This window comes from Brevibacterium sp. W7.2 (genome assembly GCF_018137945.1).
GTDB lineage: Bacteria > Actinomycetota > Actinomycetes > Actinomycetales > Brevibacteriaceae > Brevibacterium > Brevibacterium sanguinis.
In genome coordinates, this window is record NZ_CP073089.1 from 1,300,996 (window position 1) to 1,314,385 (window position 13,390).

At 70.3% G+C, this 13,390-nt stretch carries 11 protein-coding genes; 8 read left to right on the plus strand and 3 right to left on the minus strand.

Annotated features, from left to right (window positions below):
* Positions 1–128: 128 nt before the first annotated feature.
* From J9315_RS05815 to J9315_RS05850, 8 genes are all read left to right on the plus strand, one after another.
* The gene (locus J9315_RS05815; protein ID WP_198499201.1) at positions 129–1,745 is read left to right on the plus strand and encodes an HNH endonuclease signature motif containing protein; all 1,617 of its coding nucleotides are present in this window, start codon (positions 129–131) and stop codon (positions 1,743–1,745) included.
* Positions 1,746–1,926: 181 nt separating this feature from the next.
* A complete protein-coding gene (locus tag J9315_RS05820) occupies positions 1,927–2,571 on the plus strand; it encodes a GNAT family N-acetyltransferase (protein WP_211978991.1) in 645 nt (214 codons plus the stop codon).
* A gap of 80 nt (positions 2,572–2,651) precedes the next feature.
* Positions 2,652–4,892 carry a prolyl oligopeptidase family serine peptidase gene (locus J9315_RS05825; protein WP_198499199.1) on the plus strand — a complete coding sequence of 747 codons (2,241 nt, stop codon included), beginning with the start codon at positions 2,652–2,654 and terminating at the stop codon, positions 4,890–4,892.
* 49 nt (positions 4,893–4,941) lie between these two features.
* Positions 4,942–6,021 carry a biotin/lipoate A/B protein ligase family protein gene (locus tag J9315_RS05830; RefSeq protein WP_198499198.1) on the plus strand — a complete coding sequence of 360 codons (1,080 nt, stop codon included), beginning with the start codon at positions 4,942–4,944 and terminating at the stop codon, positions 6,019–6,021.
* Positions 6,000–6,740: a peptidase E gene (locus J9315_RS05835; protein WP_198499197.1), complete on the plus strand. Its 741-nt coding sequence runs from the start codon at positions 6,000–6,002 to the stop codon at positions 6,738–6,740. Before J9315_RS05830 ends, J9315_RS05835 begins: the two co-directional genes overlap by 22 nt.
* Positions 6,737–7,171, plus strand: a complete 435-nt coding sequence (locus tag J9315_RS05840; RefSeq protein ID WP_198499196.1) for a hypothetical protein — start codon at positions 6,737–6,739, stop codon at positions 7,169–7,171. The genes J9315_RS05835 and J9315_RS05840 overlap by 4 nt, the downstream gene beginning before the upstream one ends.
* A 47-nt stretch (positions 7,172–7,218) precedes the next feature.
* Positions 7,219–8,004, plus strand: a complete 786-nt coding sequence (thyX, locus tag J9315_RS05845) for an FAD-dependent thymidylate synthase (protein ID WP_198499195.1) — start codon at positions 7,219–7,221, stop codon at positions 8,002–8,004.
* A gap of 38 nt (positions 8,005–8,042) precedes the next feature.
* A complete protein-coding gene (locus J9315_RS05850; protein ID WP_198499194.1) occupies positions 8,043–8,621 on the plus strand; it encodes a hypothetical protein in 579 nt (192 codons plus the stop codon).
* A gap of 31 nt (positions 8,622–8,652) precedes the next feature.
* Here J9315_RS05850 and J9315_RS05855 read toward each other — a convergent pair whose 3' ends face one another.
* From J9315_RS05855 to hrpB, 3 genes are read right to left on the minus strand one after another with little or no spacing between them, the layout of a single operon-like run.
* Positions 8,653–9,717, minus strand: a complete 1,065-nt coding sequence (locus J9315_RS05855; RefSeq protein ID WP_198499193.1) for an alcohol dehydrogenase catalytic domain-containing protein — start codon at positions 9,715–9,717, stop codon at positions 8,653–8,655.
* Positions 9,718–9,722: 5 nt separating this feature from the next.
* Entirely contained in the window at positions 9,723–10,664 is a 942-nt protein-coding gene (locus tag J9315_RS05860; protein WP_332839528.1) for a 3-methyladenine DNA glycosylase, read from the minus strand.
* The gene (hrpB, locus tag J9315_RS05865; RefSeq protein ID WP_211978992.1) at positions 10,661–13,387 is read right to left on the minus strand and encodes an ATP-dependent helicase HrpB; all 2,727 of its coding nucleotides are present in this window, start codon (positions 13,385–13,387) and stop codon (positions 10,661–10,663) included. The genes J9315_RS05860 and hrpB overlap by 4 nt, the downstream gene beginning before the upstream one ends.
* Between the last annotated feature and the right edge of the window lie 3 nt (positions 13,388–13,390).

Consider the following 13,390-nt stretch of genomic DNA (forward strand, 5'->3'; position numbering starts at 1 on the left):
CCGCGGCGACTCGGGTGAGAGGGGTGCCGGGCGTCCGACGCCCTGTCGCCCACTCCGTCGTCAGCGGACTGACCTGCGGTGACAGTGTTCGACGGGGTCGTGTCAGGACCGACCTCTAGGGTTGTGTCATGGAGTCGGAGACCGTTTCAGACGTCATCGCGGACATCGTCCGCTGGCGCGAAGCGCTGTCCGCCCTGCCTCCGGCGACGACCGAGCGTGAGGCGATCGAGCGGATCACCGCGCTCGAGGAGCTGACCTCGGCCGCCGCTGCCGCTCAGGCACGCGAGGCCCTCACCTTCGACATGCACCGCCGCAACCGGGAGGCCGAGGACGGTGTGCCCAGCGCACGGCAGGGCAGGGGAGTGGGCGCGGAGATCGGTCTCGCCCGCAAGGTGTCGCGTGCGCGCGGCAGCAAACTCATCGGATTCGCTCGCACCCTGCTCATGGACCTGCCGCACACGTACGCGGCCCTGTCGCAGGGAGAGATCTCGGAGGAGAAGGCTCAAGCCGTCGCGCGGGAGTCCTCCTGGCTGCCACGGGAGAAGAAGCAGGAGCTCGATGAGCAGATGGCCGATCGTCTCGCCGAGGTGGGGGTGGGGCGCCTCAGCAGCGAAGTGCGGATGCTGGCACAGAAGCTCGACCAGGTCGCGGCCGTCGACCACCTCGATCACTGCACGACCGAACGCCGCGTCACCGTCCGACCGGCTCCGGGCAACATGGCCTACCTCACCGCATTCCTGCCGATGCAGCAGGCTGTCGCCGCATTCGCGAATCTCTCGACATCGGCGGCAGCGCGAGTGGGAACCGGTGCATCCGGTGGCAGCACGCAGAGCCAGACGATGGCGGACCTGCTCGTCGAGCGCGTGACCGGGCAGGAGAGCGCCGATGCGGTCCCGCTCGACGTGCTCGTCGTGATGAACGACGAGACGATGTTCGACGCCGGCGACGACCCGGCGTGGCTGCCGGGATTCGGCCCGATTCCGGCCGGTGCGGCACGGTCGCTCATCGCCGAGAACGACGCGGGCGTGTTCCTGCGCAGGCTCTACACTCGGCCCGCCGATGGTCAGCTGGTCGCCATGGATTCGAAGCGCCGGGAGTTCGGGGGCCTGCTGCGCCAGATGGTCCTCGTCCGCGATGACGTGTGCCGGACTCCGTGGTGCGACGCCCTGATCAAACATGCCGACCATGCCACGCCTGTCGCTGATGGCGGAGCCACCACCTGGGACAACGCTTCAGGATTGTGCGCCGCCTGCAATTACACGAAGGAGCTCGCGGGGTGGAGGCACCGAGCCACCGCCGACGAACTCATCGTCACGACGCCGACCGGCCACCGATACACAGTGAGAACCCGCCCGATCGACGGTCGAAGATCGAGCGTCGGACGACAACCGAATGCCCGCGACCCGGGCGGCGAGAGAGAAGCAGGCGAGGCAGAAGCGCGTGGGAGTGAACTCGTCACGTCAGAGGTCTCGGAAGAGGCGAACTCACATGTCATCTGGCAGATCATCGAAGCATTTCCGGTGTCGCCGGAGTCCAGATGGCGCATCACCGGCGAGTTCACCGCGGCACTGACTCGAGGGGACCGGTCTGTCGTGACTCCGCACGATCGAGAACAGTCACCGGGTGGTCAATGCGGGACGTCGGGTCGGCGACGGCGGAGAGCGCCGCGAGCGAGTCGGCGGCCGGGGGAGAGCACGGTCGAGTCTCGGCTGGCCAGAGAGGTCGAGGCACGGACAGGTGCCTGATGACGCGCGGCTGTCGACCGGCAGCCCGATGTCGACCGGCAGCCCGATGTCGACCGGCAGCCCGATGTCAACCGGCAACCCGAAGTCGAATCGCAGCTCCCTGACGATTCTCTCGCCAGACTGCGACATCAGTTTGCCTGGTGTTCAGTGCAATGACTACTCAAGTCGTTAAGGTTGTAGTATGAACGACCTTCCCGGGACCGGGGCACCGACGGCCGCGGACGCAACACTGCCTGTCGAACTCGTGTGGGGGCTTCCCGGCGGCCTCGGCGACACGTGGGAGCCGGTGGCATCGGCCGCCGGCGTGCACGGTGTGCTTCCGCCCCCGGACGAAGTCGGCGAACTCTACGGCGCCGCCGCCGCAGAACCGCCGCTCAACGAGGATCCGAAGTACGCGGCGCACTTCGCGAAGGTCTACGACGCCTCGGTGCGCAAGGGCCCGGTCCTCACCGCCCTCGTTCGCTCGGCCGGCGACGGCAGACTCCGCGCGATCGCCTACGGCCACTTCTGGGCATGGCAGGAGCAGAACTACGAATGGGCCTACGAACTCCGCGACCGCCTCGGCGACGCCGCCCCGACGCTCGAATGGACATTCGCACTCAACCTCCTCGCCCGCGACCCTCGCCTGCGGGCCTCCGGCCTCGGGCGCATCACCCTCGTGACCTGGCTGAGCGCGATCGCCGGCTACGGCTGCTGGCTGCAGACCGATGACATCGACAGCCCCGCGCGCCGCCTCTACGAAAGTCTCGGCTTCACCGCGCTCGGGCACGGACCCCAGGCCCCCAACGGTCGCCCCGGCCTCGTCTTGCACCGCCCACCGCTGTGACCCCGCCGCTGTGACCCATACCACTTCGAGAGACGCGATCTGAGTCGAAAGTCACTCGGCTGAGCTGGCAGGATGGAAGCATGAACAGTGCTTCGCCGGAATCCAGTGTCCAGTCTCCCGAACCCGACGATGAGAACCTCTGGCTCGAGGCCATCGACGGCGATGAACAGCTCGCCTGGGTCCGCGACCAGAACGCTGCCACCCTCGAACACTTCCGCGACGGACTCTTCGACCAGATGTCCGACGAGATCCTCACGGCTCTCGACTCCGACGACCGAATCCCCATGGTCACCAAACGCGGCGACCACTACGTCAACTTCTGGCGCGACAAGGACCACCCGAAGGGCATCTGGCGCCGCACCACCTGGGACAGCTATGCCTCCGAGGACCCGGAGTGGGACGTCCTCCTCGACGTCGACGAACTCGCCCGCACCGAAGACACTCCATGGGTCTGGGCCGGTGCCTCGGTGCTGCGCCCCGACCACACTCGGGCCCTCGTGTCGCTCTCGCCCGACGGCGGCGACGCCCACCGGGTGCGCGAGTTCGACCTCGTGACGAAGACCTTCGTCGCCGACGGCTTCGACATCCCCGCCGCGAAGACCCGTTTCGCGTGGCTCGACGCCGACACGATCCTCGTGGCCACGGACACCGGACCCGACTCGCTGACCACCTCGTCCTACCCCCGCCAGGCTCGCGCCCTGCGCCGCGGGCAGGCGATCGCCGAGGCCCCCATCGTCGCCGAAGTGCCCCGCGACCACGTCGCGATCTTCGTCGGCAGCGACGTCGGCGCCCCGCAGCAGCGGACCCGCGACCGCGCCGTCGTCATCGACGCCATCGACTTCTTCAACTCGACGGCCAGCTTCATCGACCTCGACGACATCAGGGCCGACGGCGGCAGCCTGCCGGCGACCGCCTCGGCGTGGGAGGACGCCTGGATCAGCGTCGACGTTCCGACCGACGTCTCCGTCGGCGTCGACGACGACCACGTGCTCTTCCGGCCGCAGACGGCCTGGGATGCCGGGGACGTCGTCGTTCCCGCCGGCGGCCTCGCCGTCGCCCCCACCGCCGAGGTCAAGGCGGGCACGATCCGACCTCGCGTCATCTTCGCGCCCGACGACCACACCGCCCTGGGATCCTGGGCGAAGACCCGTGACTTCCTCGTCCTCGAACTCCTCCGCGACGTCCAGTCCGAACTCCTCGTCCTCGACCCCGCCGCCGACTTCGCGTCGACGCCGCTGCCGGGAGTGCCCGCGAACCACATGGTCAGCCTCAGCCCCGTCGACCCCGACGACGACGCGACGGCCAACGACTTCTGGCTCGTCAGCACCGGGTTCCTCACCCCGTCGACCCTGTCCTACGGCAGCCTCGGCGGCGCCCGCGACGCGGCAAGCACCAACCCTGACCCGGCAGGCACCGACCGCGACGCGGCAGGCACCGACGGCGCGGACACCGCCGTCATCAAATCCTCGCCCGCGCTCTTCCCCGCCACCGGATTCAGCGTCGAACAGCACTTCGCGACGAGCGCCGACGGGACCCGGATCCCGTACTTCCAGATCGCCGAGGAGGGACTCACCCTCGACGGCGCCAACCCGACCCTCCTCGACGGCTACGGCGGATTCGAAGTCAGCCGCACCCCCGTCTACTCGCCGATCGTCGGCCTCGGCTGGCTGTCGCGGGAGACGACGGGCGACTCGTCGCTGCCGGCGGGCAGGAAGGGCGTCTACGTGCTGGCCAACATCCGCGGCGGCGGAGAGTACGGTCCGGTGTGGCACACCTCGGCGATGCGGGAGAACCGGATGCGCGCCTACGAGGACTTCTCCGCCGTCGCCCGCGACCTCATCGACCGCGGCGTCACCCGCCCGGCGAACCTCGGCTGCGCCGGGGGATCGAACGGCGGCCTCCTCGTCGGGAACATGCTCACGCAGTACCCGGAGCTCTTCGGCGCCGTCTCCTGCGGCGTGCCGCTGCTCGACATGCGCCGCTACACGAAGCTGAGCGCCGGCTACTCGTGGAAGGCCGAATACGGTGACCCCGACGTGCCGGAGGACTGGGAGTTCATCCGCACCTTCTCGCCGTACCACCTCCTCGCCGCCGACGTCGACTATCCGCCGGTCCTCTTCTGGACGGCCACCTCGGATGACCGGGTCGGACCCGTCCAGGCGCGGAAGATGGCCGCCCGCATGCAGGCGATGGACATCCCCGACGTCTGGTTCTTCGAGGACACCGAGGGCGGGCATGCGGCGGCCTCGGACAACAAGCAGGCGGCGTTCGTCCGGGCGCTGAGCTACCGCTTCCTCTGGAGGTCCCTGACCGGACAGTGACCGAGTGACCGGACTGGCCGCCTCACGTGGGGCGGCGTAGCGTGGAACCATGACGAATGAGACCCAGCAGTTCCACGCCGAATACAAGGTGATCGGCGGCAAACTCGTCGTCGCCGACGTCGAGACCGACGGGCAGGTCATCACCGGCCTGCAGATCTCCGGCGACTTCTTCCTCGAACCCGAGGACGCCTACTTCGATCTCGCTCCCGCGCTCATCGGGGCAAGCGTCACCGCCGACAACACGCAGCTGCGCGACCGCCTCGACGCGGCCCTGGCTGCGTACGGGTCCGAACTCGCGATGCACGGCTTCTCCACCGCCGATGTCGCCACCGTCGTGCGCCGCGCCCTCGGCTCGGCCGCGAACTTCACCGACTTCGACTGGCAGCTCATCCGCGGCGACGTCCTGCCCACGCGAGTCAACGTCGCCCTCGACCAGGTCCTCCTCGAAGAGGTCTCCGCCGGTCGCCGGGCGCCGACCCTGCGGTTCTGGGAATGGGACGACACCGCCACCGTCATCGGCGCCTTCCAGTCCTACGCCAACGAGATCCGGCCGGCAGGCGTCGAGAAGTACGGTGTCGAGGTCGTGCGCCGGATCTCCGGCGGCGGGGCGATGTTCATGGAAGGCGGCAACTGCATCACCTACTCGATGTTCGTGCCGCCCTCGCTCGTCGCCGGTCTCGACTACCAGGAGTCCTACGTCTTCCTCGACCAGTGGGTGCTCGCGGCCCTGCAGGGTCTCGGCGTCGACGCGTTCTACAAGCCCATCAACGACATCTCCTCGACGGCCGGGAAGATCGGCGGTGCCGCGCAGAAGCGCCTGCGCGACGGCACGCTGCTCCACCACGCGACGATGAGCTACGACATCGACGCGGACAAGATGGTCGAGATCCTGCGCATCGGCGAGGCGAAGCTCTCGGACAAGGGCGTGGCGAGTGCGAAGAAGCGCGTCGACCCGCTGCGCAGCCAGACGGGGGAGTCCCGCGAGGCCATCATCGACACGATGGCCCGGACCTTCATCGACCGCTACGGCGCCACCGAGGACACGTACACCGAGGCGGAGCTGACCCGCGCGCGCGAGCTCGTCACCGAGAAGTTCGGCACCGAGGCATGGACGCACCGGGTCCCGTGAGCATGCCCGGCACGATCGTCGCCCTCGGCGGGGGCGGGTTCTCGATGTCCGAGACCGGGGAATCGGCGATCGACGACTGGCTGCTCGCGCGGGCCGGGGCGAACCGGCCAGGCCGCCTGCCCGCCGTCTGCTTCATCCCCACCGCCGCCGGCGACAGCCGTGACTACTGTGAGCGCTTCGAGGCGGCCTTCGCAGGCCGGGCGCGCACCCGCGTGCTCTCCCTGTTCGGGCAGAACCCATGGGACTACGCGCACCCGGAGATGCTGCTCGACATGGATCTCGTCTACGTCGGCGGGGGATCGACGGTCAACCTGCTCGCCCTGTGGCGGCGCCACGGCGTCGACACCGTGCTGCGCAGAGCCGCGGCCGACGGTACGATCCTCGCCGGCATCAGTGCGGGCGCGAACTGCTGGTTCGAGGGCTCCTCGACGGACTCGTTCGGTCCGCTCGCCCCGCTGCGCGACGGCCTCGGGTTCCTCGCCGGCAGCGCCTGCCCGCACTTCCACGGAGAGGAGGGCCGCGCCGACTCCTTCCGCACCTGGATCGGCGAAGGTGCACTGCCGGGGCCGGGGTACGGCATCGACGACGGCACGGCACTCGTCTTCGAGGACGGAACGCTCACCTCGGCGCTCACCGAGGAACCGGGCGCCGGAGCCCTCCTCATCGACCGCGCCTCCGAAACCCCCGTGGCGACGACCCGGCTGGGCGGGCCGACATGATCCGGCGGAAGCTCTCACCCGAAGAGCGCTGGGAGCGCAGCCAGCGGCGGGAGGCGATCGCCCTCATCGTCGTTTCGGGAGTCTTCGTCCTCTTCGGCGGAATCCTGGCCCTGACCGGCGAGGTCGTCGCGATCCTCGTCATCCTCTTCTTCTCCGGCTGCCTGCTCGCCGGCATCATGCGCCTGCCGCGGGTGAGTGCGCGCACCGCTCTGCTGGCCTGCATTCTCGGGTGCTTCGGCTTCGCGGCCGCGTGCGCCGGGATCCTCATCCTCGCCCTGACCGGAGTGCCGTTCGATTCCGCGTACCTCTCCCAGCGAACCCTCGCGCTTATCGCCGCGGTCGGCGTCGTGTTCTTCGGCGGGGGCGGCATCCTGCTGGCCGTCCTCGCCTGGCGGAACCGCTCCGGACCGAACGCATCACCGCCTCGGTGACTCTGTAGGATTGTGGCGAACGTCGTCCTCAACCTCCAAGGAGCACCATGCGCCAGGTCGAACCGTCCGTTGAACTGCTCGCCAAGCCCAGCATCGATTGGGAGGCGATGAGGACCTACCTCGACGACGTCGGCGGCTCCTCATGGGCGGATCGGGTCGAAGCCGCCGAGTCCCCGGACGCCGAGGATCTCCTCGAGTTCTCCGGCCGCATGTGCTACCGCTCGTGGGAGCCGGGACTCAACCCCAACGTCTCGCGGGTGCGCACGGATTCGGCCTCGTACCTCGGCAACGTCATCTCCTCCCAGCACGGATCGGTCCTCGAGCACGCGAACTTCACGTTCGTCCTCCACAACGTCTCGCGCGTGCTCACCCACGAGCTCATCCGCCACCGCGCCGGATCCGCGTTCTCGCAGGAGTCGCTGCGCTACGTCCGCCTCGCCGACATTCCGTTCTGGTTCCCCGACTGGGCGCGTGAGGACCCCGAGCTCATGGAGCGCTCCCTCCAGGTGCTCGACACCCTCGAGGAGCACCAGAAGTGGATGGCCGAGCACTTCGGCCTCGACGAGGAGGGCACGAAGTTCGCGCACAAGAAGCACATGACGTCGTTCATGCGCCGCTTCGCGCCCGAGGGCCTGGCCACCGGCATCGTCTACACCGCGAACCTCCGCTCCCTGCGCCACGTCATCGAGATGCGCACCGCGAAGGGCGCCGAGGAGGAGATCCGCCTCGTCTTCAACAAGATCGGTGAGATCATGCAGGCCGAGGCCCCCGCGATCTTCGCCGACTACGAGATCGTCGACGGGGAATGGATCCCCGGGACCCGCAAGGCCTGAGAACCCCGCACCCACCGCCACCGAGGAGAGGCACCGTTATGGCTGACATCTTCAACGCCGAACTCAGCCCCGGCAAGCTCGAGGTCATCACGACCTGGGTGGCCGGGCAGGACTGGGCGGCCGACCTCGATCTCGAGCGGCAGCCGCTGGAGCAGGTGACCTCCTACCGCCTCGACGACCCCGCCGGTGAGGTCGGGCTCGAGGTCCACATCGTCTCCAGCGGCGCGCGCACGTTCCAGGTGCCGCTGACGTATCGCGGGGCGCCTCTCGACGGCGCCGAGGAGGCCCTCATCACGACGATGGACCACTCCGTGCTCGGCACCCGCTGGGTCTACGCGGGCATGGGCGACCCCCTGTTCCGGCGGCGGCTCGATGCGACGATCGCCACCGCGGGCACCGGAGCCAAGCAGTACCTCGTCGACGACGAGGGCAACCGCGTCGAGGAGATCACCGAGGTGGCCCATGTCCACGGCACCGGCCCGCTCGTCGGCGCCGGCGACGTCGATCTCCTCACCGAACTCACCCTCGACTCACCGCTCGAAGGCACCGAGTCCGGCCTCCTCCTCGGCCGCTGGCCGGGTCAGGAGCACTCGGTCGTCCTCGCGGTCATGGAGTGAGCTGAACCGGGCCGGCTGACCTCGGGTCCGCTCAGCGGCAGCGCCTGAGGTCGATGATCGTCATCCCGGCGCTCTGCCGGCTCGGATCATCCATGTCGAGCATCGCCTGGGGTGCCTCGTCGAGGCCGATGACGTCGGCGACGAGGTCCTGCGGCCGCAGATCGCCTGCGGTCACGAGGTCGACGAGCTCGGGATATTCGGCGGCGGCCATGCCGTGGGACCCGAGGATGCTGAGTTCGCGGGCGATGACGCGGGGGACATCGACGACGGGCTCGCCGTCGAGCAGCCCGATCTGCACATGCCTGCCCAGCGGTGCCAGGGAGGCGATCGCCGAGGTGATCGTGTCCTGCCGTCCCAGGGCATCGACGGTCACCGCGACCCCGTCCGGGCAGTCGTCGGCGAACTGCGCGACCACCTCGGCGGCAAGCTCATGCGGGCCGAGATCGCGGGCATCCACCGTCCGGCTCGCCCCGAGCTCCCGCGCCCGCGCGAGCGCAGGCTGACTGACATCGACGGCGATGACCTGCGCTCCGACCGCACGGGCGATCATGATCGCCGAGAGCCCCACCCCGCCGCAGCCGAACACCGCGACGGTCTCGCCTGCGGTGAGCTCCGCGCGGACGCGGAGGCCGTGGAAGGCCGTGGCGAAGCGGCAGCCGAGGCCGACGACCGCGGCGGCCGGCAGCTCCTCGGGCACGGCGACGAGGTTGGCGTCGGCGTGGTGGATGACGACCTGATCGGCCCACGATCCGAAATGCGTGAAGCCCGGCTGCGTCTGATCGGGGCAGACCTGCGCCTGGCCCGAGCGGCACCACCGGCAGGTCCCGCACCCGCAGACGAAGGGCACCGTGACCCGCTGACCGATGGGGAATCCCGCGACCTCCGGTCCCGCCGAGGCGACCCGACCGACGAGCTCATGCCCGGGCACATGGGGCAGACTCACCGTCGAATCATGACCTGACCAGGCGTGATGATCGCTTCGGCAGACTCCGGTGGCTTCGACGTCGAGGACGACGCCGTGCTCCGGGGCCACGGGCGCGGGGAGGTCGCGGACCACGGGTGGCGTGGAGAACTCCTCGATGACGACGGCGCGCATATCGGTCAGCGGGGGTGGATGTCGGCGGTCGCGAGGGCATCGAGGAGGCGGCGCCGCAGCGCCTGGGCCCGGTGGGAGAACTCCTGCTGCCGGTTCATGTACTCGGCCTTGCCGGCGGCGGTCTCGATCGCGACGACGCCGTAGCCCCAGCCGCGCAGATCGTAGGGGGAGGCCTCCATGTCGAGGGTGCGGATGTCGAGCGCGAGGTCGAAGCAGTCGAGGACGAGGGGCGAGGGGGCGATCGGTCCGATCTTCATCGCCCACTTGTAGAGGTCCATACCGGCGTGGAGGCACCCCGGCTGTTCGGTCGTGACCATGCCCGCCCGGGTCGGCTGCAGCGTGTTGAGCGGTACGGCGGCCGGGGTGAAGAAGCGGAACGCATCGTGGTGGGTGCAGCGGATGCGGTGTCCTTCGACGACGGCGTCGGTCTCGGCGGGGCTGAGCCGCAGCGGCACCTGCTGGTGGCGGCGCTCCTCGTCGCTGAGGCGGTAGACCATCGCCCATTCGTGGAGACCGAAGCACCCGAAGTTCGCCTCCCGGTGGAGGGTCGAGTCGAGGAGTGAGGCGATGAACCTCGCCCCGTCGCCGCGGTCGGCTCGCCAGGACTCGAGGTCGACCTCGGCGCAGGAGCCGGTGGGATCGGTGCGGTACCACCGGCGGTCGAAGCACTCGCGGTCCGCAGGGGTGTCGAGGGCGAGTCGGACGCTGACCCCCGGGTTCCACTTCGCCACCTGGCCGGGCTTGAACGGGTAGTAGGTGAAGAGGAAGTCCTCGACCGGGTGCTTCTCCCCGCTCAGCCGCCGCGCCGTGTGGGCGTCGGTGCGGGAGGCGACCGCGGCCTCGTGCTCGGTACGCAGGGTCCGCCACACCGAGGCGGGCAGCTCGGTGCCGGGCAGGATCCTTCCGGGCAGGGCCGGGTCGGCGGTCGCGGGCAGGGTCGAAGTCACCGTCCCATTGTCCCAGACCGCTTGGTCCCGCGCATCGCAGGCGCCGTCAGCGGATCCTCCGGCCATGGGTGCTTGGGGTAGCGGCCGCGGTTCTCGGCGCGCACGTGCGGGTAGGCGTTCGCCCAGAACGAGGCGAGGTCGCTCGTCACCGCGAGCGGCCGCCCGGCCGGTGAGAGCAGGTGGAGGACGACGGGAATCCGCCCCTCGACCACCCGGGGGACCGCGGTCCACCCGAAGACCTCCTGGAGTTTGACGGCGAGGACCGGCCCCGATGGATGGTCGTCTCCGTCATCGGCCTCGTCCGGGTCGGGATAGGCGAGGGTGATCCGGGAGCCGCTCGGCACCTCGAGCGCGGTGGGCACGAGCTCGTCGAGGCGGGCCGCCTCCGGCCACGGCAGCAGGGTCCGCAGCGCGCCGATGAGGTCGACCTGGGACGGATCGGCACCCCGAGCCATCCGGTCGAGCGCGGCCGGACACCACTGCGGGAGGTTCTGCGCCAGGTGCGACCACCGGACATCGGGCCACGGTAGTCCGAGGACTCCACGGAGCAGACCGAGGCGACCCCGCAGCTGCTCGAACGTCGCACTCGGCCGCAGCACCTCGCGTGCCCCGCGCTCCTCGACGGAGGCGGCGATCGCCTCTCGTGCGAGCTCGAGGCTCGCCGGAATCGGGGTCGACGTCAGCTCGATCGCGCCGAGGCGGGCCTGCCGGACCGCACGCACCCGCCCCTCATCGAAGGACGCGGTCTCCGTCGTCGTCAGCAGACCCGCCCCGGCGAGTTCCGCGGTGTCGGCGTCGATGGGCACTGCGGCCCGGATGATGGGGCGACCGCCGGCAAGGCCGACCTCGGCGATCGCCACCCACTCGCTGCCGGTCAGCGAGGAGTCACGGGGCAGGCTCGCGGCCGTGCCCGAAGCGAGGAGGTAATCGGCATGGGCGGCGCTGCGGAGTCGCGCGATCTGATGCGGGAAGGCCAGGGCAACGACGAGGCCGAGGTCAGCGGTCCGCAGGGAGCCTCGGCCCGCGCCGCTGCCCTCGCGCGCCGGAGAACCGGCGGCAGAGTCGTCGTCGGCAGAGTCGGCGGTCCCGAAGTGTGCGGCGAGCCGGGAGAACCGGTCGGTCTCGCTGCGGAAGCGCCGATCCGATCGGAGATCGCGCAGCAGCGCCGTGAGGTCGGCTCCGGGCGCGCGGCGATCGGATTCGATGACGGCGATGGCTTCGGCGGCCGCGCGGGGTCCGAGCATCGCGGCACCGTCGAGCAGTCCGCGAGCCGCCCACACCGAGGCGGGGATCCGCGCGATCGCCCGCCCGAGCTCCGTCACGGAGAGGTCAGCGACGGAGAGGTCTGAGCCGGCCGTCGAACCGTTGACCTCGACCGCCCCGAGTCCGACGAGGCTGCCCACCGCCCGCCGCAGCGCCGTCGCCGGGAGCGGGTCGGGAAGCAGGTCGAGGTCACCGCCCCACACCGCGAGGTCGAGGACGGCCCCGGTGAGGTCCGAGGTCGCGATCTCCGGTGCAGTGTGGTCGGGCAGCGCCGCCCACTCGGCCTCGGACAGGCAGCGATAGGCGACGCCGGGACCGAGCCGTGCCGCACGGCCCGCACGCTGCCGACCTGAGGCCTTCGACTCCCGCGTGGTGACGAGGCCGGACATCTGACGCTTCGTGTCGAGCAGGGGTCCGCGGGCGAGTCCCGAATCGACGACGATGCTCACCCCGGGGACGGTGAGCGCCGACTCCGCCACCGAGGTGGTGACGATGATCCGGCGCTCGGCCGCGGCGCTGTGTTCAGTGCTGCCGGCGGTGCTGGCACTGCGCGGTCGGAGGATCGCGTCCTGCTCCTTCGCCGGTGTCTGTCCGGTGAGGGTGTGGACGGTCACGGCCTCCGACCGGTCGAGGAGCGCGGTGATCCGGGCCGCTGCCTCGGTGACCTCTCGAGCGCCCGGGACGAAGACGAGGACGTCGCCCGCCTCCGTCGATCCACCGGCACGGTCGGATCCACCGGCGGCGTCGAGCGCCTCCACCGTCGTCCGCGCGACATGGTCGAGGAAGCCGCGGCTCACCCCGCGGGCATCGAGCGCCCGCTCCGGCGGCGGGGCCCAGACGATGTCGAGGGGATGCGGCTGCGCCTCCACGGACAGCACGGGCGCAGGGTCGGCGGACGTGCCGAGCCGCTGCGCCCACTGTGCCGCATCGAGGGTCGCCGACATGACGACGAGACCGAGGTCCTCGCGCAGGTCGATGAGCTCCCGGCACATCGCGAACGTGAGATCCGTGTCGAGCTGGCGCTCGTGGACCTCGTCGAGGATGACGGCGGAGACCCCGGAGAGTTCGGGATGGGACAGCAGGCGGCGCAGCAGCACGCCCGTCGTGACGAACTCGATCTGCGTGCCGGCCGACACCGCCGACTCGCCGCGGACCGTGAAACCGACATCCTCGCCGAGGCGGGTCCCCGTCAGCTGGGCGAGCCGGCGCGCCGCGGCACGGGCGGCCATCCGTCGCGGCTGGGTGACGATGACGCGACCGGCCGTCCGGCCCAGGTCCCCGGTCCGGCTCAGCGACGCACGCAGGTGTTCGGCGATGAGCGGGGGCACGAGTGTCGTCTTGCCGGTTCCGGGAGGGGCCTCGACGACGAGTCGCGGATACGCCTCGGCCGGCGGCAGCTGCCCGAGGAGTGCAGAGGCGGGCAGTCCGGCGCCGATCGTCTCGAGGTCGAAGGAGTGCATGCC

What these genes read in the sequence shown, in the direction of transcription:
- J9315_RS05815 (WP_198499201.1), top strand. Translation starts at nt 129, where the DNA reads ATGGAGTCGGAGACCGTTTCAGACGTCATCGCGGACATCGTCCGCTGG.
- J9315_RS05820 (WP_211978991.1), top strand. Translation starts at nt 1,927, where the DNA reads ATGAACGACCTTCCCGGGACCGGGGCACCGACGGCCGCGGACGCAACA.
- J9315_RS05825 (WP_198499199.1), top strand. Translation starts at nt 2,652, where the DNA reads ATGAACAGTGCTTCGCCGGAATCCAGTGTCCAGTCTCCCGAACCCGAC.
- J9315_RS05830 (WP_198499198.1), top strand. Translation starts at nt 4,942, where the DNA reads ATGACGAATGAGACCCAGCAGTTCCACGCCGAATACAAGGTGATCGGC.
- J9315_RS05835 (WP_198499197.1), top strand. Translation starts at nt 6,000, where the DNA reads ATGGACGCACCGGGTCCCGTGAGCATGCCCGGCACGATCGTCGCCCTC.
- J9315_RS05840 (WP_198499196.1), top strand. Translation starts at nt 6,737, where the DNA reads ATGATCCGGCGGAAGCTCTCACCCGAAGAGCGCTGGGAGCGCAGCCAG.
- thyX (WP_198499195.1), top strand. Translation starts at nt 7,219, where the DNA reads ATGCGCCAGGTCGAACCGTCCGTTGAACTGCTCGCCAAGCCCAGCATC.
- J9315_RS05850 (WP_198499194.1), top strand. Translation starts at nt 8,043, where the DNA reads ATGGCTGACATCTTCAACGCCGAACTCAGCCCCGGCAAGCTCGAGGTC.
- J9315_RS05855 (WP_198499193.1), bottom strand. Translation starts at nt 9,717, where the DNA reads ATGCGCGCCGTCGTCATCGAGGAGTTCTCCACGCCACCCGTGGTCCGC.
- hrpB (WP_211978992.1), bottom strand. Translation starts at nt 13,387, where the DNA reads ATGCACTCCTTCGACCTCGAGACGATCGGCGCCGGACTGCCCGCCTCT.